22 protein-coding genes are annotated in these 19,344 nt (G+C 71.8%); 11 read left to right on the plus strand and 11 right to left on the minus strand.

Features of this window, described 5'->3' with window-relative positions; all coding sequences use genetic code 11:
• Positions 1-21: 21 nt before the first annotated feature.
• Entirely contained in the window at positions 22-1,377 is a 1,356-nt protein-coding gene (gene murA, locus B5D80_RS15880) for a UDP-N-acetylglucosamine 1-carboxyvinyltransferase (protein WP_088644655.1), read from the minus strand.
• 238 nt (positions 1,378-1,615) lie between these two features.
• Positions 1,616-2,815 (minus strand): quinolinate synthase NadA, encoded by a 1,200-nt coding sequence (gene nadA / locus B5D80_RS15885; RefSeq protein WP_088644656.1) that lies wholly within the window; start codon positions 2,813-2,815, stop codon positions 1,616-1,618.
• A gap of 94 nt (positions 2,816-2,909) precedes the next feature.
• Between nadA and B5D80_RS15890 the strand changes: the two genes are divergently transcribed.
• From B5D80_RS15890 to B5D80_RS15905, 4 genes are all read left to right on the plus strand, one after another.
• The gene (locus tag B5D80_RS15890; RefSeq protein ID WP_088644657.1) at positions 2,910-4,046 is read left to right on the plus strand and encodes a glycerate kinase family protein; all 1,137 of its coding nucleotides are present in this window, start codon (positions 2,910-2,912) and stop codon (positions 4,044-4,046) included.
• 190 nt (positions 4,047-4,236) lie between these two features.
• Positions 4,237-4,605, plus strand: a complete 369-nt coding sequence (gene erpA, locus B5D80_RS15895) for an iron-sulfur cluster insertion protein ErpA (protein WP_088644658.1) — start codon at positions 4,237-4,239, stop codon at positions 4,603-4,605.
• Between the two features lie 108 nt (positions 4,606-4,713).
• On the plus strand, positions 4,714-5,691 hold the full coding sequence (locus B5D80_RS15900) for a carbohydrate kinase family protein (protein ID WP_088644659.1): 978 nt from the start codon (positions 4,714-4,716) through the stop codon (positions 5,689-5,691).
• Positions 5,688-6,188 (plus strand): P-loop nucleotide/nucleoside kinase family protein, encoded by a 501-nt coding sequence (locus tag B5D80_RS15905; protein ID WP_088644660.1) that lies wholly within the window; start codon positions 5,688-5,690, stop codon positions 6,186-6,188. Before B5D80_RS15900 ends, B5D80_RS15905 begins: the two co-directional genes overlap by 4 nt.
• 128 nt (positions 6,189-6,316) lie before the next feature.
• On the opposite strand, the gene B5D80_RS15910 is transcribed toward B5D80_RS15905, so the two are convergent.
• Together B5D80_RS15910 and B5D80_RS15915 are read right to left on the minus strand one after the other, a co-directional pair.
• Positions 6,317-6,526, minus strand: a complete 210-nt coding sequence (locus B5D80_RS15910) for a DUF397 domain-containing protein (protein ID WP_088644661.1) — start codon at positions 6,524-6,526, stop codon at positions 6,317-6,319.
• A gap of 18 nt (positions 6,527-6,544) precedes the next feature.
• A complete protein-coding gene (locus tag B5D80_RS15915; RefSeq protein ID WP_088644662.1) occupies positions 6,545-7,393 on the minus strand; it encodes a helix-turn-helix domain-containing protein in 849 nt (282 codons plus the stop codon).
• Positions 7,394-7,496: 103 nt separating this feature from the next.
• Between B5D80_RS15915 and B5D80_RS15920 the strand changes: the two genes are divergently transcribed.
• Complete coding sequence (locus B5D80_RS15920; RefSeq protein ID WP_211291522.1) at positions 7,497-7,826, plus strand: hypothetical protein; 330 nt, start codon at positions 7,497-7,499, stop codon at positions 7,824-7,826.
• 64 nt (positions 7,827-7,890) lie between these two features.
• Here the strand turns inward: B5D80_RS15920 and B5D80_RS15925 are convergent, their stop codons facing one another.
• Both B5D80_RS15925 and B5D80_RS15930 read right to left on the minus strand, forming a co-directional pair.
• Positions 7,891-8,106 (minus strand): sulfurtransferase TusA family protein, encoded by a 216-nt coding sequence (locus B5D80_RS15925; protein WP_088644710.1) that lies wholly within the window; start codon positions 8,104-8,106, stop codon positions 7,891-7,893.
• Positions 8,107-8,228: 122 nt separating this feature from the next.
• Entirely contained in the window at positions 8,229-9,380 is a 1,152-nt protein-coding gene (locus tag B5D80_RS15930; RefSeq protein WP_088644663.1) for a cysteine desulfurase family protein, read from the minus strand.
• A 171-nt stretch (positions 9,381-9,551) separates the two neighbouring features.
• On the opposite strand from B5D80_RS15930, the gene ctaC reads away from it, so the two are divergent.
• Together ctaC and B5D80_RS15940 are read left to right on the plus strand one after the other, a co-directional pair.
• Positions 9,552-10,523 (plus strand): aa3-type cytochrome oxidase subunit II, encoded by a 972-nt coding sequence (gene ctaC, locus B5D80_RS15935; protein WP_088644664.1) that lies wholly within the window; start codon positions 9,552-9,554, stop codon positions 10,521-10,523.
• Positions 10,524-10,533: 10 nt separating this feature from the next.
• Positions 10,534-10,962, plus strand: coding sequence for a cytochrome c oxidase subunit 4 (locus B5D80_RS15940; RefSeq protein ID WP_088644665.1), 429 nt, complete (start codon positions 10,534-10,536; stop codon positions 10,960-10,962).
• 116 nt (positions 10,963-11,078) lie between these two features.
• Here the strand turns inward: B5D80_RS15940 and B5D80_RS15945 are convergent, their stop codons facing one another.
• The 5 genes from B5D80_RS15945 to B5D80_RS15965 form a co-directional block, all read right to left on the minus strand.
• On the minus strand, positions 11,079-11,492 hold the full coding sequence (locus tag B5D80_RS15945; protein WP_088644666.1) for a VOC family protein: 414 nt from the start codon (positions 11,490-11,492) through the stop codon (positions 11,079-11,081).
• Positions 11,493-11,623: 131 nt separating this feature from the next.
• Entirely contained in the window at positions 11,624-11,827 is a 204-nt protein-coding gene (locus B5D80_RS15950) for a hypothetical protein (protein ID WP_088644667.1), read from the minus strand.
• 231 nt (positions 11,828-12,058) lie between these two features.
• Positions 12,059-13,105, minus strand: a complete 1,047-nt coding sequence (trpD, locus tag B5D80_RS15955; protein ID WP_088644668.1) for an anthranilate phosphoribosyltransferase — start codon at positions 13,103-13,105, stop codon at positions 12,059-12,061.
• Between the two features lie 87 nt (positions 13,106-13,192).
• A complete protein-coding gene (locus B5D80_RS15960) occupies positions 13,193-13,588 on the minus strand; it encodes a hypothetical protein (protein WP_088644669.1) in 396 nt (131 codons plus the stop codon).
• A 176-nt stretch (positions 13,589-13,764) separates the two neighbouring features.
• A complete protein-coding gene (locus B5D80_RS15965; protein WP_088644670.1) occupies positions 13,765-14,814 on the minus strand; it encodes a cytochrome c oxidase assembly protein in 1,050 nt (349 codons plus the stop codon).
• Positions 14,815-14,922: 108 nt separating this feature from the next.
• Here B5D80_RS15965 and ctaE point away from each other — a divergent pair, with 108 nt between their 5' ends.
• The 4 genes from ctaE (at position 14,923) to qcrB (ending at position 19,203) form a co-directional block, all read left to right on the plus strand.
• Positions 14,923-15,522 (plus strand): aa3-type cytochrome oxidase subunit III, encoded by a 600-nt coding sequence (gene ctaE / locus B5D80_RS15970; protein ID WP_088644671.1) that lies wholly within the window; start codon positions 14,923-14,925, stop codon positions 15,520-15,522.
• Between the two features lie 72 nt (positions 15,523-15,594).
• Entirely contained in the window at positions 15,595-16,428 is an 834-nt protein-coding gene (qcrC, locus tag B5D80_RS15975) for a cytochrome bc1 complex diheme cytochrome c subunit (protein ID WP_088644672.1), read from the plus strand.
• A 67-nt stretch (positions 16,429-16,495) separates the two neighbouring features.
• Positions 16,496-17,581, plus strand: coding sequence for a cytochrome bc1 complex Rieske iron-sulfur subunit (gene qcrA, locus B5D80_RS15980; RefSeq protein WP_088644673.1), 1,086 nt, complete (start codon positions 16,496-16,498; stop codon positions 17,579-17,581).
• On the plus strand, positions 17,578-19,203 hold the full coding sequence (gene qcrB / locus B5D80_RS15985; protein ID WP_088644674.1) for a cytochrome bc1 complex cytochrome b subunit: 1,626 nt from the start codon (positions 17,578-17,580) through the stop codon (positions 19,201-19,203). The genes qcrA and qcrB overlap by 4 nt, the downstream gene beginning before the upstream one ends.
• The last annotated feature ends 141 nt before the right edge of the window (positions 19,204-19,344 follow it).

The following is a 19,344-nucleotide window of genomic DNA, read 5'->3' on the forward strand; positions in this document are numbered from 1 at the left end:
CCGGTCGGGGGACGCGGCTGGTTACGGCCGCTCGACGTGCGCGCCGAGGCTGGCCAGCTTCGCCTCGAAGTCCTCGTAGCCCCGGTTGATCAGGTCGACGCCGTACACCCGGGAGGTGCCCTCGGCGGCGAGCGCCGCGATCAGGTGGCTGAACCCGGCCCGCAGGTCCGGGATGACCAGGTCGGCGGCGTGCAGCTTGCTCGGCCCGGCGATCACCGCGGAGTGCTTGAAGTTGCGCCTGCCGAACCGGCACGGGGTGCCGCCGAGGCAGTCCCGGTAGACCTGGATGTTGGCGCCCATGGTGTTCAGCGCCTCGGTGTAGCCCAGGCGCTGCTCGTAGACCGTCTCGTGGACGATCGACAGCCCCCGGGCCTGGGTCAGCGCGACCACGAGGGGCTGCTGCCAGTCGGTCATGAAACCGGGGTGCACGTCGGTCTCCAGCGCCACCGCGTTCAGCTCGCCGCCCGGGTGCCAGAACCGGATGCCGCCCTCCTGGCCCGGGTCGCCGAGCTTCGGCGGGCGGGCGTCGGTGACCTCGTACTCGCCGCCGACGGAGCGGAAGATGTTCAGGAAGGTCATCATGTCGGCCTGCTGCGCGCCGAGCACCTCGACGTGGCCCCGGGTGGCCAGCGCCGCCGCCGCCCAGCTCGCCGCCTCGATCCGGTCGGGGATCGGCCGGTGGGTGTAGCCGTGCAGCTTCTTGACGCCCTGGATCTCGATCACCCGGTCGGTGTGCACCTTGATGATCGCGCCCATCTTCTGCAGGATGCAGATCAGGTCGATGATCTCGGGCTCGACGGCGGCGTTGCGCAGCTCGGTGACGCCCTCGGCCATCACCGCGGTCAGCAGCACCTGCTCGGTCGCGCCGACGCTCGGGTACGGCAGGGCGAACTTGGTGCCGTGCAGCCCGTTCGGCGCGGACAGGTGCAGACCCTCGGGGGTCTTGTCGACGGTCGCGCCGAACTCGCGCAGCGCCTGGAGGTGGAAGTCGATCGGGCGCGGGCCGATGTGGCAGCCGCCCAGGTCGGGGATGAAGGCGTGGCCGAGGCGGTGCAGCAGCGGGCCGCAGAACAGGATCGGGATCCGGCTGGAACCGGCGTGCACGTTGATCTGGTCGGTGCTGGCGCTCTCGACGTTGGACGGGTCGAAGACCAGCTCGCCGTCCTCGGTGCCGTCGGTCACCTTCACGCCGTGCAGGCCGAGCAGCCCGCGGACCACCTCGACGTCACGGATCTTGGGGACGTCGAACAGCCGGCTGGGCGAGTCGCCCAACAGGGCCGCGACCATCGCCTTGGAGACCAGGTTCTTCGCGCCGCGCACGCGGATCCGCCCTTCGAGCGGGGTACCTCCGTGTACGACCAGGACGTCGTCCGTCAACGCAAACCTCCAGCGCGCGTCGGGTGGTGCGGGGTGAGTCGATGATGGGGCATGCTGTCCAGCTGTCCGGTACGAGCTGTCCAGCTACCCGGAACGGGGCCGGCTCAAAACGGTCCCCGTGGTACGTCGCCCCGGCAGCATAGCCCTCCGTGACGAAATGGGAATCGGTCACCGCACCGGTACGGGAACGAACCGGGAATCCGGTACGATTCCGCACCTCGGTGGTGACTTCGGGTGATCAGGTCGTGGCGGGGGGCGGGGTGTCGACGCCCGGCAGCGCGAGCATCTGGTCCAGCGCCACCCGGGCGTGGTGCGCGGTGTCCGCGTCGACCGTGATCTGGTTGACCACCCGGCCGGCGACCAGCTCCTCCAACGCCCAGACCAGGTGCGGCAGGTCGATCCGGTTCATCGTGGAGCAGTAGCAGACCGCCTTGTCCAGGAACATGATCTGCTTGTCCGGGTGGGCCAGCGCCAGCCGGCGCACCAGGTTCAGCTCGGTGCCGACCGCCCACGCCGAGCCGGCCGGGGCCGCCTCGATCGCCTTGATGATGTACTCCGTCGAACCGACCTGGTCGGCGGCCGTGACCACCTCGTGCCGGCACTCCGGGTGCACCAGCACGGTGACCCCGGGCACCCGGGCCCGGACGTCCTGCACGCTGTCCAGGGTGAACCGGCCGTGCACCGAGCAGTGCCCCCGCCACAGGATCATCTTCGCGTCGCGCACCTGCTCGGCGGTGAGCCCACCGTTCGGCTTGTGCGGGTCGTAGAGCACGCAGTCGTCGAGCGAGTAGCCCAGCTCCAGCACGGCGGTGTTGCGGCCGAGGTGCTGGTCGGGCAGGAACAGCACCTTCGAACCCTGCGCGTACGCCCAGTCCAGCGCCCGCCTGGCGTTCGACGAGGTGCAGACCACGCCGCCGTTACGGCCGACGAAACCCTTGATGTCGGCCGAGGAGTTCATGTACGTCACCGGGACGGTGTCCGCCGCGACACCCAGGTCGGTCAGCACCTCCCAGGCCCGCTCGACCTGCGACAGCACCGCCATGTCCGCCATCGAACAGCCGGCCGCCAGGTCGGGCAGGATCACCCGCTGCGCGTCGGTGGTGAGGATGTCGGCGCTCTCGGCCATGAAGTGCACGCCGCAGAAGACGATGTACTCCGCGTCGGGCCGGGCCGCGGCCTCCCGGGCCAGCTTGAACGAGTCGCCGGTGACGTCGGCGAACTGGATCACCTCGTCGCGCTGGTAGTGGTGGCCGAGGACGAACACCTTCGTGCCCAGCGCGGCCTTCGCCGCCGTCGCCCGGGCCACCAGGTCCGGGTCGCTCGGCGCCGGCAGGTCTCCCGGACACTCCACGCCACGCTCGGTGGCGGGGTCGCTGCCGCGGCCGAGGAGCAGCAGCGCGGTCGCCGTGTTGGAGGGTTCCACCCAGGTCGAAGTCACATCCTCATGGTCCCACAACGGGACGTTCGCACGACCGCTGCCGGTGTGGGCTGCCACACTGCCCCGCGCCGATGTGTCCTGCCACACTCGGGGCATGCGCGTGCTGCTCTGCCCGGACAAGTTCGCCGGCACCCTTGAGGCCCCGGAGGTGGCGGCCGCCGTCGCCGCCGGGTGGCGCGAGGTCGACGCCGCCGGCGAGCTGCTCATCCGTCCCCTCGCCGACGGTGGGCCGGGCTTCGTCACGGTGCTCGCGGGCGCGCTCGACGGCCGCCGGGTGGCGGTGCCGACCGTCGACCCGCTGGGCCGGCCCGTCACCGGTGAGATCCTGCTCACCGCCGACGGCGTCGGCTACCTGGAGAGCGCCCAGGCGTGCGGGCTGCACCTGCTGTCCGCCACCGAACGCGACCCGAAGGCCACCACCTCCTACGGCCTCGGCGCGCTGGTCGCCGCCGCCGTCGAGCACGGGGCCCGGACGGTGGTGGTCGGGCTGGGCGGCTCCGGCACCAACGACGGCGGGGCCGGCCTGTTCGCCGCGCTCGGCGCGACCCCGCTCGACGACGCCGGCCGGGCCCTGCCGTACGGCGGGGCGGCGCTGAGGGCCGTCGCGGCCCTCGACGGGACGCCCCGGCTGCGCGACGCCACCCTGGTCGCCGCCACCGACGTGGACAACCCGCTGCTCGGCCTGCACGGCGCGAGCAGCGTCTACGGGCCGCAGAAGGGTGCCGACCGGGCCGACGTGCTGCTGCTCGACGCTGCGCTGGAACGCTGGGCGGCGGTGCTGGAACGGGACCTGCCCGGCTGCCCGCCCGGCCTGGGCACGCTGCCCGGGGGTGGCGCGGCCGGCGGCCTCGGCGCGGCGATCCTCGCCCTCGGTGGGCGCTGCGAATCCGGCATCGACCTGGTGGGCCGGGCGATCGGGCTGGAGGCCGCGCTGGACGACTGCGACCTGGTGATCACCGGGGAGGGCTCGTTCGACCACCAGTCGCTGCGCGGCAAGGTGGTCGCCGGGGTGGCCGGGGCGGCCCGCGACCGGGGGGTGCCCTGCGTGGTGCTGGCCGGGCGGGTGAGCACCGGCCGGCGGGAGGCCGCCTCCGCCGGGGTGACCGAGGCGTACAGCCTGGTGGAGCACTTCGGCGGGGAGGAACGCGGCGGGGTGGCGGCGGCGATGGGCCGGCCCGCCGAGGGACTGCGGGCGCTGGGGGCGCGGCTGGCCCGGCAGTGGAGCCGCTGAGCTGCCGGGCCGGGTCCGCCGGTGAGCCGGTGGCCGGGCCACCGGGAGCGGGCGGCGGCGACGATCGCGCCGGCCGGGTGGGCTCCGCCGGGGCGGCGTACCATCGGAGGTGGACCACACCGGGAATCACTGGCCGCGACGTGCTGTTGGCCAAGATGTCCGGACCCATACCGCGCAGGGAGATTTCCACGTGACCACGCCAGCGCAGACCGACCCGACCGAGGCCCAGGCCCCCACTTCCGTCGTCCTCACCGACGTCGCGGCGCAGAAGGTCAAGGCCCTGATCGAGCAGGAGGGCCGCGACGACCTGCGGCTGCGGGTCGCGGTGCAGCCGGGTGGCTGCTCCGGCCTGCGATACCAGCTCTTCTTCGACGAGCGTTCGCTCGACGGTGACGTCGTCACCGACTTCGGCGGGGTCGAGGTCGTCGTCGACCGGATGAGCGCCCCCTACCTGACCGGGGCGACCATCGATTTCGCCGACCGGATCGACGCCCAGGGCTTCACCATCGACAACCCGAACGCGGGCAGCTCCTGCGCCTGCGGCGACTCGTTCAGCTGAGAGTCCAGGTCCGTCCGAGGGGGCCGTCCCGCGCCGGGACGGCCCCCTCGTCGTCCCGCCCGGACCGGTAGGCTGACCCGCGCCGTGCTCCCGACCCCGAGGGTTGACATGAAGATCGCCGTGACCGGCTCGATCGCGACCGACCACCTGATGAGCTTCCCGGGTCGCTTCGCCGACCAGCTCATCGCCGACCAGCTGCACAAGGTGTCGCTCTCCTTCCTGGTGGACGACCTGGTGCTGCGCCGGGGCGGGGTGGCCGCCAACATCGCCTTCGGCATGGGGCAGCTCGGGCTGCGTCCGATCCTGCTCGGCGCGGTCGGCGCCGACTTCGCCGACTACCGTTCCTGGCTGGAGCGGCACGGTGTGGACTGCGACTCGGTGCACGTCAGTGAGGTGGCGCACACCGCCCGCTTCGTCTGCACCACCGACACCGACATGTGCCAGATCGCCTCGTTCTACGCGGGTGCGATGAGCGAGGCCCGCAACATCGAGCTGGGCCCCGTCGCGGACCGGCTCGGTGGCCTCGACCTGGTCCTGGTCAGCGCGAACGACCCGGAGGCGATGATCCGGCACTCGGCCGAGTGCCGGGACCGGGGCTACGCCTTCGTCGCCGACCCGTCCCAGCAGCTCGCCCGGATGGACGGCGCGGACGTGGTCTCGCTGATCGACGGCGCCGAGTACCTGATGACCAACGACTACGAGAAGTCGTTGCTGCAGAGCAAGGCCGGCCTGACCGACGCCCAGCTCCTGGAGCGGGTGAAGGTCCGGGTCACCACCCTCGGCAAGGACGGCGTCGAGATCGCCACCCGGGACGCGGAGCCGTTCCGGGTACCGATCGCCCGGGAGATCCGGGCCGTCGACCCGACCGGGGTCGGCGACGGCTTCCGGGCCGGCTTCTTCGCCGCTCTGTCCTGGGGCCTCGGCCTGGAACGCGCCGCCCAGGTCGGCTCGCTGCTGGCCACCCTGGTGCTGGAGACGGTCGGCACCCAGGAGTACGACGTGCGCCGCGACCTGTTCGTCAAGCGGCTGGCCGAGTCGTACGGTGACGCCGCCGCCGAGGACGTTCGGCCGCACCTGGTGCCATGACGCAGCTCCTGGTCGTGTTCGCCGGCCTGCCGGGGGTGGGCAAGAGCACCCTCGCCCGGCAGGTCGGCGTGGCGTTGGGCGCGGCGGTGCTGGCGGTCGACCCGGTCGAGCGGGCGCTGGCCCGGCACGGGCTGACCGGCCCCGGGCCGGGCCAGGCCGGCTACGACGCGCTGGCCGGGCTGGCCGAGGTGCAGTTGGGGCTGGGCACCAGCGTGGTGGTCGACGCGGCCAACCCGGCGGCCGGCACCCGGGGGCTCTGGTTCGAGCTGTCCGAACGCGCCGGGGTGCCGCTGCGGCTGATCGAGGTGTACTGCGGCGACGAGGCGGAACTGCGCCGCCGGGTCGAGGCCCGGCACACGGCCGACCCGCTCGCCCCGACCTGGGAGCAGACCCGGCAACGTGGCACGGGGTACGAGCCGCTGATCGGCCCCCGCCTGGTGGTCGACACCACCATCCCGATCGACCCGCTCCCGGCGATCCTGCGGTACCTCACCTGATCCCGGCCCGACTGGCTGTCCCGGTCCGGGCACCTGGCTGTCCCGGTCCCGGTCCGGGCACCTGGCGTGCGGCCGGTTCGGCTGGCGGCTGAATTTCGGGGAAGGCCGCCGACTCGCGTCGGGCGAGGTCAGCCGGCCTGACCGGGGGAGCGGGCCGGGGTGGCGGCGACGAACGCCGCCCACTGACGGGCGGGGAAGACCAGCACCGGGCCGGACCGGTCCTTGCTGTCCCGCACCGCCACCCCGTCGGGCAGGACGGCACACTCGACGCAGTCGCCGTTGTTGGTGCTGCGGCTGCTGGTGAACCAGCGGGCGGTGGTGGGGTCGGGGGTGCGCACGGTGGCCTCCGGGGGGCGCTAGGCCGCGCCGGCCAACTCCCTGATCAACGCGCGCGACTCGGCGGGTGAGAGGGCGACCTGGCGCAGGTTGTCTGCCACCATGCTATAGGTGCGGACACCGTCCGGGTCCTGCACGTAGATCGCCCCGTCGAGCACCTCGGTGTAGGCGATCGGGCGCACGTTGGCGAAGTCCAGCAGGACGAATTTGCCGATCGCGCCGGCGGCGTGTGGGCCGTCCTCGGGGCGGAGCACCTGCACGGTGACGTTCGGCAGCTCGGACATGGTGGCCAGGTGGGCGAGCTGCGCCCGTCGGGTCTCGTCGCCGTTGACCCGTAGCCGCAGCGCCGCCTCGCCGATCACCGCGTGCAGGGTGAGCGGGTCGTCGTCGGTGAGCCGCCGGGCCCGGGTCTGCCGGAACGACACGAAACGCTCGGCGTGGTCGGGGCGGACGAACCCGGTGCCCAGGGTCAGCGCCTGGGCGTACTCCTCGGTCTGGAGCAGACCGGGGATGACCATCGACTCGAACACGAACGCCCCGTCGGCCAGCCCTTCCAGCCCGACGTACGTCTTGAACCAGTCCGGCATCACTGCGGCCCAGGGTGCCCACCAGGTCTTGGCGTCGGAGCGGCCGGCCAGCGTGGTGAGCCGGTCGATCGCAGGCTGGTCGGCCCCGCAGGCGCGGAGCACGGCCGCGATGTCCTCGGGAAACTGCTGGTAACGGCCGGTCTCCATGTGGCCGAGCTTCGGCTTGCCGATGCCGGTGCTGGCCGACAGTTCGGTCAGCGTCATCGGTGCTTCGCGGCGATACCGACCCAGCTCGGCACCGATCAGCCAGCGCAGCGCCGAAGGATCTGTTCGCCTGCCCATGTATCGCCTCCACCACGTGTACCGACGAGAACATCATGCCGTCGAGTCTTCCGACGAGCAAGGATCAGGGCTATACGTATAGCAACGACTCTTGGAGGTGCTCATGCCTGACCCCGCGCCGCTCGGCACGCCCGAGGAGTTCCACCTGATGCTCGTCGAACTCGCGAACGAGTTCGCCCCACGCCGGTTCGCGCTCTGCGAGGAGTACGGCGACCGCCTCGACGGCGCGGTCTTCGCCTGGGGCCTGGCCTTCCCCGACAGCGCCCTGCTGCGCCACGACGGGAGAACGTCGACCGGGCACTTCGCCACCGCCGAGAGCGCGTTGCGCCTCTTCGCCCGCACCGGTCGCCGCCTCCGCCTGATCTGGATCGACACCCCCACCCCCACCGCCCCTGTCGATCATGGAGTTGTGGTGCCTTCGAAGCGGCAGTAATGCCGCAGATCGGCCACCACAACTCCATGATCGACAGGGGCGGTGGAGGGGGTAGAGGGGTGGGTTAGTGGGTGCGGCGTACTTCGTAGCCTGGGCCGTCGGGGGTGGTGGTGACGAACTCCTGGGCGCGCATCCGGCACCAGGCGGGGATGTCCACGGCCGCGGCCGGGTCGTCGGCGAGGACCCGCAGGACCGTGCCGACGGGCAGCTCCGGCAGCCGGCGGGCCAGCGCGATCACCGGCAGTGGGCAGCGCTGCCCTCGACAGTCCAGCACCTCCACCGGCCCGGACCCGTCGCTGCTGGCCCCGGCTGGGCGGCCCACCGGCCCGGCCCCGTCGTCGGCCGGCCTGCCGTCGTCCGGCCCGTCGCCGGCCGGTCCGGTGGGGAGGTCGTCCGGCCCGGTCACAGGCCCACCACGCCGGCGTCGGCGCGTAGCTCGGCGACGATCCCGGGCAGCTCGGCGAGGAACCGTTCCACGTCCGTCCCGGTGGTCTCCCGGTGCAGCGAGACCCGGACGTTGCCGTGCGACAGCACCCCCATCGCCTCCAGCACGTGCGACGGGCGCAGCGTGGAGGAGGTGCAGGAGGAACCGGAGGAGACGGCGAAGCCGCGCCGGTCCAGCGCGTGCAGCAGCACCTCGCCGTCGACGTACAGGCAGGAGAACGTCACCAGGTGGGGGAGCCGGTCCACCGGGTCGCCGACCACCTCCACGTCCGGCACCTCGGCGGCGACCCGGGACCGGATCAGGTCCACCAGGGGCGTCAGCCGGGCCGCCTCGGCCGCCGCGTCGGCCGCCGCCGCGCGCAGGCTCGCCGCCGCCGCCACCACCGCCGGCAGGTTCACCACCCCGGGGGTACGCCCGAACTCCCGCTCGTCGGCCGGCCACGGCGACTCCCACCGGGTGCCCTTGCGGACCACGAGCAGCCCGACCCCGGGTGGACCGCCCCACTTGTGCGCGCTGGCGGTCAGCACCGACCAGCCGGCGGGCACCGGCATCCGGCCGACGAGCTGGGCCGCGTCGACGTACAGCGGCACCCCGACGGCGGCGCAGGCGTCGGCCGCCCCGGTGACCGGCTGCACGGTGCCCACCTCGTGACTGGCCCCGATCAGCGTCGCCAGCGCCACCCCGGGGGAGCGCACCGCCGCCGACCAGGCGGCCAGGTCGAGGCGTCCGAGCCGGTCCACCGGTACGGACGTGGCGACCCCACCGGCCGCCACGTGCCGCTGCGCGGCGTGCAGCACCGCCGAGTGTTCGATCGCCGAGTGCACCAGCGTCGCCCCGGCCCGCTGCCGGCCGAGCAGGCCACCGAGCACGGCGGAGTGCGCGGCGTGCGTACCGCTGGGGGTGAAGGAGACCTCGTCGGGGCGGACGCCGAGGGTGTCGGCGGTGGCCTCGCGGGCGGCGTCGAGGAGCTGCCCGGCGCGGCGGGCCCGGGTGTAGAGGCGGGCGGGGTCGGCCCAGCCGTCGTCGAGGGCGGCCAGCAGCGCCTGCCGGGCCACCGGGTGCAGCGGCGCGGCGGTGGCCGCGTCCAGGTAGACCGGGTGGGCACTCACGACCGCAGACGCTATCGCGTCGGATGCGGACGGCACCCCCCGATGGGGGCGGACACTGACCCCAAGACCGTCGAGCCCGCCATGGTCGAGTAATCTGCGACCGTCGGTGACGCCTTTGCCGTCGGTGCTGATGGAATACCCCACCGCGGCGCGCTAGGGAGGCAGGACCAGGTGGTCGCAAGGAGTTCGGAGGTACGGCCGTCGGCCGTACGGCACGGTGCTTCCCCCGGAGCCGGTGTGCGTCGGCGGCGTGGTGCTGGCCGGCTCGCCGGGCTCGGTCTCGGCGGAGCTGCGCTGCTGGTTCTGCTCACCGGGTGTGACGTCGGCCGCTCGGTCGACGGCTTCGGCTGGCCGCAGGGTGGCATCACCCCCGAGTCGCACCGGATGTACGACCTGTGGATCGCCTCCTGCATCGCCGCCCTGGCGGTCGGTGTCTTCGTCTGGGGCCTGATCTTCTGGTGCGTCGTGCGCTACCGCAAGCGCGGCAACGAACTGCCGGTGCAGACCCGCTACAACCTGCCGATGGAGTTCCTCTACACCATCGCGCCGATCCTGATCGTCTCCGTGCTGTTCTACTACACGGCGGTGGTCCAGACCGACGTGGTGCGTACGACGAAGAACCCCGACGTCACCGTCGAGGTCGTCGCGTTCAAGTGGAACTGGCAGTTCAACTACCGCGACGGTCAGGGCACCGAGGCGAACACGGTGGCGTCGGTGCTGGGCACCAGCGAGGTCATTCCGGTGCTGGTGCTGCCGACCAACCGGTCCATCCGGTTCGAGGAGACCAGCCGCGACGTCATCCACTCGTTCTGGGTGCCGGAGCTGCTGTTCAAGCGTGACGTGATGCCCGGCAAGATCCGTAACGTGTTCGAGGTCTCCAAGCTGGAGTCCGAGGGCGCGTACGTGGGCCGCTGCGCCGAGCTGTGCGGCAGCTACCACGCCTTCATGAACTTCGAGCTGCGGGTGGTCTCCCCGGAGGCGTACGACCAGTTCCTCGCGGCCAAGCGGGATGGCAAGTCGACGCAGGAGGCGCTGACCGCCATCGGCCAGGATCCGTACGCGAAGACCACGCAGCCCTTCGACACCCGTCGTACGAAGGACAACTTCAACCCGGACGACGCGTCCGCGAGCGCGGGAAACTGAGGTATCCGGCATGAAGACCGAGTGGCGTATCTTCCTGATCATCGCCGTGTTCCTGCTCGGCGCGACGGCCCTCTACGGCGCGTGGACGTACGGCGACTCCGGCGGCCACGTCGAGTGGGTCGGCACGGTGGCCCTGCTGCTGTCCTTCCTGCTCTGCGCGATGTGCGGCGGCTTCTTCTGGTTCGTCTCCCGCCGTATCGACCTGCGCCCGGAGGACCGGCCGGACGGGGAGATCGCCGACGGCGCGGGCGAGATCGGCTTCTTCAGCCCCGGCAGCTACTGGCCGTTCGGGCTGGCGCTGGCCGCCGCGATCGCCGGCCTCGGCCTGGTGTTCTGGCAGTTCTGGCTGCTCGGCCTGGGCCTGGTGCTGGTCATCTTCGCCGCCTGCGGCCTGCTCTTCGAGTACTACTCCGGCACCCGGCGCACCGCCGAGCACTGATCCGACGACGACGGGCCCGCCTCTCCCTACCCGGGAGGCGGGCCCGTCGTCGTCGGATGACCGACTCCGGGGGCCGAGGTGGCGGTGTCCCCGCGACCTGATACCGCTGTCTCGGCTCAGTCGAGCCGGTCGGGCCAGACGGGACCCTGGTCGGTCCAGGTGACACCCTTGTTGCGGCAGAGGCAGAAGGGGTGGCCGACGGGGTCGGTGTAGACCCGCCATCCGTAGCCTTCGGGGCCGACGAAATCCTGCTTCAGGGTCGCGCCGAGGGTCAGGACGCGGCGCTGTTCGGCCTCGATGTCGTCGACCTCGAAGTCGAGGTGGAACTGCTTGGGGTGCTCGCCGTCGGGCCACTGCGGGGCGCGGTACCCCGCCACCCGGATGAAGGCCAGCTCGACCTCGCCGAACCGGATGCCGGCCCACTCCTCGTCACTGCCCTGCTTGACCGGGCGACCCGTCACCGCGGCGTAGAAGGCCGCCAGCTTCATCGGGTCCGGGCAGTCGATGATGAAATCCGTGAGTCGGAGCATCAGGTGATCCTGTCATGCCGCTCAGCAGGCCGGGGCCCGCGACGGGACCCGGGCCCGGCGGTACCGCCGCAGGGGGCGGGCCACGCGGCTCACCAGGCTGGAGCCGGGAGCCGGCGGTGCCCCCACAGGGGTCAGGCCGCGTGACGACCGGCTGACGGCCGGCGGCGGTCGGCCAGGCGGGCGGGCCGGAAGGTGAAGGTGGCGATCAGCACGGCCGCGCCGCAGCCGGTGCAGAGCAGCTCGGGGCAGTCGACGCCGTGGCCGTCGGCGCACGGCGGCGTCTCGAACGGCTGAACGCCCCCGCAGGTGTCGCAGTAGAGCTCGCGGTCCGACACGGGCGTCTCCTCTCGCTCCGGAACCCGCCGATGGGCATCGCCGCCATCGCCGGAAACGGAAGAACTACTCCCGTGTAGTTTCCCACGCCCCTCCGACAACTACCCGCCAGCCCCACCGGCGCGGCCGGGGCGCACCGGCTCCGAGCGGCCGCCACCGGTCAGGCCCCCGACGCACCGCCCCGCCTGGCCCCGGGGGAGCGGGGGCCAGGGACGGTCGGGCGCAACAGCGGGTCAGAGGGAGCGGGCGACGTCGACCCAGCGTTCCAGGACGGCCGCCGCCGCCCCCGAGTCGATCGACTCGGCGGCCCGGGCCATGCCGGCACGGACCGCCTCGGTGAGGTCACCGTGAAGCGGGGTCTGGGTGGCCAGCGCGACGGCCGCGTTGACCAGGACGGCGTCACGCACCGGACCGGTCTCGCCGGCCAGCAGCCGCCGGGCCACGGCGGCGTTGTGGGCCGCGTCGCCGCCCCGCAGGTCGGCCAGGGTGGACCGGGGTACCCCGAGGTCGACCGCGTCCAGCAGGGCCTCCCGTACGGTGCCCTGCTGGGCCACCCAGACCCGGGTCGGCGCGGCGGTGGTGAACTCGTCCAGGCCGTCCTCGCCGCGCATCACGATCACCGAGTCGCCCCGGCGGGCGAACACCTCGGCCATCACCGGGGCCATCCGGGCGTCGAAGCAGCCGACCGCCCCGGCGTGCGGCCGGGCCGGGTTGGTCAGCGGGCCGAGGAAGTTGAACGCGGTCGGCACGCCGATCTCCCGGCGGACCGGGCCGGCGTGGCGCATCCCGGGGTGGAACCGGGCGGCGAAGCAGAAGCCGATCCCCGCCTCGGCCACGCACCGGGTCACCTGCTCCGGGCCGAGGTCCAGCGGCACACCGAAGAACTCCAGCAGGTCGGCGGTGCCGCACAGCGACGAGGCGGCCCGGTTGCCGTGCTTGACCACCCGGACGCCGGCGCCGGCCACCACCAGCGCGGTCATCGTCGAGATGTTGACCGTGTGGGCGAGGTCACCGCCGGTGCCCACCACGTCGACCGAGGTGCGCCGCAGCTCCTCCGGCAGGGTCACCGGCACCGCGTTGCCGAGCATCGCCTCGACCAGGCCGGCCAGTTCGGCAGGGGTCTCGCCCTTGGCCCGCAGCGCGATCGCGAACCCGGCGATCTGCGCCGGTACGGCGGCACCCGCCATGATCTCGTTCATCGCCCAGGCGGTGTCGGCGGTGGACAGCTCGTCGCCGCGCAGCAGCGCGTTGAGCAGGTGCGGCCAGGTCCGATCGCCCATGGTGGGCCTCCCGAGGCGGGCGTGGGGTGCGGGTGGACGGGTGCGCCCGTCACCCCGGGCGCCTGGGCGCCGCCGAGTGTCTGCGACTCAGGCGGCGGCGTGCGTACGCAGCAGCTCGGCGACCGTGGTGCCGGTGGTCACCGGGTCGAGCGGGTGCATCAGCACGCCGTCGACCTGCGCGTACGAGGCGAGCCATCGGTCGGCGGCCCGGGCGATGACCACGCACGTCGGCGGGGCGTCGTCCCGGTCGTCCTTGATCTGGCGGGCGATGCCGAGGCCGCCGCCGGGGCTGGCCTCGCCGTCGAGCAGCATCAGGTCGATCTCGTAGTCGTCGACCAGCCGGACGCAGCCGGCGTAGTCGGACGCCTCGACGAACTCGATCTGGATGCCCGGCGCGGGACGGGTGCCGACGGCCAGCCGCATCCGGTCCCGGACCTGCTGGTCGTCGCTGTAGAGCAGGACGGTGCAAAGACGCTCGCTCATGCCGGCACTCCGCTTCGCTCCGTGCCGTGATGAGGCACCGTCGCACTGAGCCTGACTCGCTCGCTGCGCTCACTCATGGGCTGTACTCCTCGTTGCTGCCCGTTGATCGTACCGGGCGGTGTGGCGTACCCGACATCCCGCCTGCCGGCCCCCGGCGGACCGGGTGTCGCGGCAGCTCAGGACGGGGTTCCGGGGGCCGCGGCGGGGGTGGCAGGCGGACCTGCGGGGGCGGTGGTCGCGGCGTCGGACGTGGCGGTGGCCACGACGGGGACAGCGGCGGCCCCGGCGGCGCGGTCGCGGGCCTCCTGCCGGTCCAGCTCGCGGTCCACCCGGCGGGCCTCCCGCTCGGACTGCTTGATCCACTGCACCACCAGCACCGCGATCATCGTCACGCTGACGAACTCGCCACCGGCCCACAGGATGCCGCCGGCGACCACCTGGTCGTTCCACGGGTCGGACCAGGCCAGGTTGAGCGAGGGGTACCAGTCGCCGCCGAACAGCGTGGTGCTCTGCATGATGGTGAGCCCGAGCACGGTGTGGAACGGCACCGACAGCAGCATCAGCAGCGCCCGCGCCGGGTACGGCCAGCGGCCGGGCAGCGGGTCGAGCCCGAGCAGCGGCCAGAAGAACACGCAGCCGGTCATGATGAAGTGCGCGTGCACCAGCTCGTGCGCCCAGGCGTGTTCGAGGGTGTAGCGGTACAGGTCGGTGAAGTAGAGCGCGAACGGGTTGACCACGAAGATGGCGAACGCCACCAGCGGGAAGCCGTAGATCCGGGCGATCCGGCTGTGCACGACGGCCAGCAGCCGCTTGCGCGGGCCGACCGGCAGGGTGCGCAGCGCCAGGGTGACCGGCGCGCCCAGGGCCAGGAAGATCGGGGAGATCATCGACAGCACCATGTGCTGCACCATGTGCACCGAGAGCAGGGCGGTGTCGTAGGCGTGCAGGCCGCTGACCGTGACCGCGGCGATGCCGCCGAGGCCCGGCCCGAGGAAGCAGACGGTACGGATCGCCGGCCAGCGGTCGCCGCGCAGCCGCAGCCGGTGGACCCCGTAGAGGTAGAGGCCGGCGGCGAGGACCAGGCCCAGGGCGAGCCAGCTGTCCAGCCGGGTCTCGGTGAAGACCCGGGTGATGTCGAACGGCGGCGGTACCTCGACGCCGCCGGCCGCCAGGCCGGTGGGCGGGGCCCCCGAGGTGGCGGTGAAGATCGAATCGACGTGCAGCACGCTTTTCAGGCTAGGCCAGGCGAACCGGACCGCCACGATCGGGCCATCCCCGCCCCGGGTTTGGCCCCCCGCTGATCGCCCGCCCCGGTCAAGGGCAATAATGACCGCGTGACTGCGGCCCCAGCCATTGACAAGAGCCGGATCCACTCTCTGACGCGGCCCAACATGGTCAGCGTCGGGACGATCGTGTGGCTCTCCAGCGAACTCATGTTCTTCGCGGCGCTGTTCGCGATGTACTTCTCGATCCGCGCGGCGGCACCGGAGCAGTGGGAGAAGCACACCGAGGTCCTCAACATCCCCTATGCGACCACCTTCACGGTGATCCTGGTGCTGTCCTCGGTGACCTGCCAGCTCGGTGTGTTCGCGGCCGAGAAGGGTGACGTCCACGCCCTGCGGCGCTGGTTCACGATCACCTTCGTGATGGGCCTGATCTTCGTGCTCGGCCAGGCGAACGAGTACCTGACCCTGGTGCACGAGGGCGTGAAGATCAACGAAGACGGTTACGGGTCGATGTTCTACCTGACCACCGGCTTCCACGGCCTGCACGTGACCGGCGGTCTCATCGCCTTCATCATCTTCATGATCCGCACCACCATGGGCCGGTTCACCCCGGCCCAGGCCACGTCGGCGATCGTCGTGTCGTACTACTGGCACTTCGTCGACGTCGTGTGGATCGGGCTGTACGGCATGATCTACTGGCTTCAGTGATCTTGGCGTGTCACGTTCCGCGCCGCTGCTCCGTCCCCTGAGACAAGGTCCAACCGGTTAAGGACACAGGTCATGACTTCTGACAACGACCGCCGACGCGGTCTGCTCGCGCGCCTGCGCGGGCGGCCCGCGGCGCGCAGCAGGGGCCGCCGCCGGCTGGGCGCGGCGTTCCGGCTGATCGCCGCGTTGACGCTGGCCGGCGGCGCCTACACCGTCTTCGCCCCCGGCGTGCAGGCGCAGGAAAACCCGCCGCTCACCGGCGCCGCGGCCGAGGGCAGGGCGCTGTTCGACGTGAGCTGCGTGACCTGCCACGGCCGCAACGCCCAGGGTGTCGAGGGTCGTGGCCCGAGCCTGATCGGGGTGGGCTCCGCGTCGGTCGAGTTCCAGGTCGGCAGCGGTCGGATGCCGATGGCCCGGCAGGAGGCGCAGGCCATGCGCAAGCCGCCGGTCTTCACCGACGAGCAGGTGCGCCAGCTCGGCCAGTACATCCAGGAGCTCGGCGGGGGTCCGCAGGTCCCGCAGGGCAACCTCCGCGAGGGCGCCAACCTGGCCACCGGTGGCGAGCTGTTCCGGATCAACTGCTCGCAGTGCCACGCCTTCGGCGGCGGCGGCGGCGCGCTCTCCTCCGGCAAGTACGCCCCGAGCCTGAACCCGGCCAGCGACGCGCAGATCTACGCCGCGATGCTCAGCGGCCCGCAGAACATGCCGGTGTTCGGCGACAACCAGATCACCCCGGAGCAGAAGGCGGACATCATCGCCTACATCCAGGAGACCCTGAAGGCCGACCAGGACCAGGGCGGCTTCAACCTCGGCCGGTACGGCCCGTCCACCGAGGGTCTGGCGATCTTCCTGGTGGGCATCGTCGCGCTGGTCTTCGCGAGCCTGTGGATTGCGGGCAAGTCGTGACCGAGCGGATCGTCAACACCATTGCCGTGGTGCCGTGCGCCGGCACCGCCCGTAGCGAGGTGACGGCATGAGCACCAAGACCGAGCAGCACGCCCCGCAGGACCGGGAGCCGCTCGACATCCACGACCCCCGGCTCTCCCGGTTCGACATCGTCACCGAGGGCGCCCGCCGGGACGACATCGAGATCGTCCATTACGAGGAGCAGGTCGTCCCGGGCAGCAAGGCCGAGCGCCGGCTGACCCGTACGGTCGCGGCGATGTTCCTGCTCACCGGCCTGGCCGCCACCGCGTTCCTGGTCGTCTACATCTGGTGGCCCTGGGAGTACGAGCCGGGTCGCGGCGGCGACAAGTGGTACACCCCGCTGCTCGGCCTCACCCTCGGCATCGCCCTGCTCGGCATCGGCTTCGGCATCCTCACCTGGGGCAAGAAGCTGCTGCCCAAGGAGGTCTCGATCCAGGACCGGCACGACGGTCCCGGTTCGGCGGAGGACCGGAAGATCACCGGCGAGACCATGCTCTACCTGGCCGACGAGATGGGGGTGCGGCGGCGTCCGCTGCTCGGCGTCTCGCTGGTCGCCGGCCTGCTGCCGGTCGGCGCGGTCGCCGCGGCCCCGCTGGTCGGCGGGCTGATCTCCAACCCGCACAAGAACAACCAGATGTTCACCACCGGCTTCGCCCCGCAGGACGGCAAGAAGATCCGGCTGGTCCGCGAGGACGGCCGGCCGATCCGCCCGGCCGACGTCAGCGCCGGCGGCCAGCTCACCGTGTTCCCGGGCATCGAGCACGGGGTGAGCAACAAGCACGCCGACTCGCCGACCCTGCTGATCCACCTGCGGGAGACCGACGCGGAGAAGTCCCGGCAGGCCAACTCGCGGGTCGGCCACGGTGACTACATGTGGGGCAACTACGCGGCGTACTCCAAGATCTGCACCCACGCCGGCTGCCCGGCGAGCCTGTACGAGCAGCAGACCAACCGGCTGCTCTGCCCGTGTCACCAGAGCCAGTTCCTGATCACCGACAACGCCCGGCCGGTCTTCGGCCCGGCGAGCCGGCGGCTGCCCCAGCTGCCGATCGAGGTGGACGAGGACGGCTTCTTCGTGGCGAAGTCCGACTACACCGAAACCGTCGGCCCCGACTTCTGGGAGCGGCCATGAAGCGCCGAAAGTTTGACGTAGCAGCGGTGCCGGGCAAGGCCGCCGGGGGAGTGGACGACCGCTTCCAGGTCGCCACCCCGCTGCGCAAGCTGCTCAACAAGGTCTTCCCGGACCACTGGTCGTTCCTGCTCGGCGAGATCGCGCTCTTCTCGTTCGTCGTGCTGCTGCTCACCGGGGTCTTCCTGACCTTCTTCTACGAGCCGGCGATGACCGAGGTGGTCTACAACGGCAGCTACGCCCCGCTGCGGGGCACCCCGATGTCCGCCGCGTACGCCTCCAGCCTGGACATCTCGTTCGATGTCCGGGGTGGCCTGATCATGCGGCAGATGCACCACTGGTCCGCGCTGCTGTTCATGGCCGCGATCGTGGTGCACATGATGCGGGTCTTCTTCACCGGCGCGTTCCGCAAGCCGCGGGAGACCAACTGGATCATCGGCTCGCTGCTGTTCTGGGTCGGCTTCCTGGCCGGCTTCACCGGCTACTCGCTGCCGGACGACGGCCTGTCCGGCACCGGTCTGCGGATCGCCTCCGGCATCATGCTGTCGATCCCGGTGATCGGCTCCTGGGTCACCTCGTCGGTCTTCGGCGGCGAGTTCCCCGGCGAGATCATCATCAGCCGGTTCTTCATCGCCCACGTGCTGCTGATCCCGGGTCTGCTGGTCGCGCTGATCAGCGCCCACCTGGGCCTGGTGTTCAAGCAGAAGCACACCCAGTGGCCCGGCCCCGGCCGGACCAACGAGAACGTGGTCGGCGAGCGGATGTTCCCGCGCTACGCGCTCAAGCAGGGCGGCTTCTTCATGGTCGTCTTCGGCGTGATCGCGCTGATGGGTGGCCTGTTCCAGATCAACCCGATCTGGTACTTCGGCCCGTACGAGGCATGGGTGGTCTCGGCCGCCAGCCAGCCCGACTGGTACGTCATGTTCCTCGACGGCTCGACCCGCCTGATGCCCGCCTGGGAGATCAACATCCCGATCGGCAACGGGTACGTCATCCCGCCGCTGTTCTGGCCGACGGTCGTGCTGCCGGGCATCCTGGTCGGGCTCTCCACGCTCTACCCGTTCGTGGAGGCGCGGCAGCTCAAGGACTACCGGCACCACAACCTGCTGCAACGTCCCCGGGACGTGCCGGCCCGGACCGCGGTGGGCGCGATGGCCGTCGCCTTCTACATCGTGCTGACCCTCTCGGGGGCCAACGACGTGATCGCCGACAAGTTCCACATCAGCCTGAACGCGATGACCTGGGCGGGCCGGATCGGTCTGCTGTTCATCCCGCCGCTGGCGTACTACGTCACGTACCGGATCTGCCTGGGTCTGCAGCAGCACGACCGGGAGGTGCTGGCCCACGGCGTGGAGACCGGCATCATCAGGCGGCTGCCCGACGGCCGGTTCGAGGAGGTCCACCAGCCGCTCAGCGCCGGCGACGGCCACGGGCACGGCGAACTGGACTACGTCGGCTGGGTGGTGCCGAAGAAGATGAACCGGCTCGGGGCGCTCGGCCCGGCGATCCGGGGCTTCTTCTACCCGATCGAGAAGCCGGTCGAGGCACCTGTCTCGCCGGGGCACCCGCCGGTGGAACCCCGCCCCGAGCGGGAGGAGATCGGCAGCGGAGATTCCCGCCGCTGACCTGCCCGTACCACTGCACCGAAGCGCCCGCCGGAGGACTCCGGCGGGCGCTTCGTCCGTTCCGGTGGCCGACCCGCCGGGCGGGCGGTGGGCGGCGTGACCGGCCACCAACGGGTGGAAAGCACAGGAATAACCCGCGCC

Origin of the sequence: Micromonospora wenchangensis, assembly GCF_002210435.1 — a bacterium.
GTDB lineage: Bacteria > Actinomycetota > Actinomycetes > Mycobacteriales > Micromonosporaceae > Micromonospora > Micromonospora wenchangensis.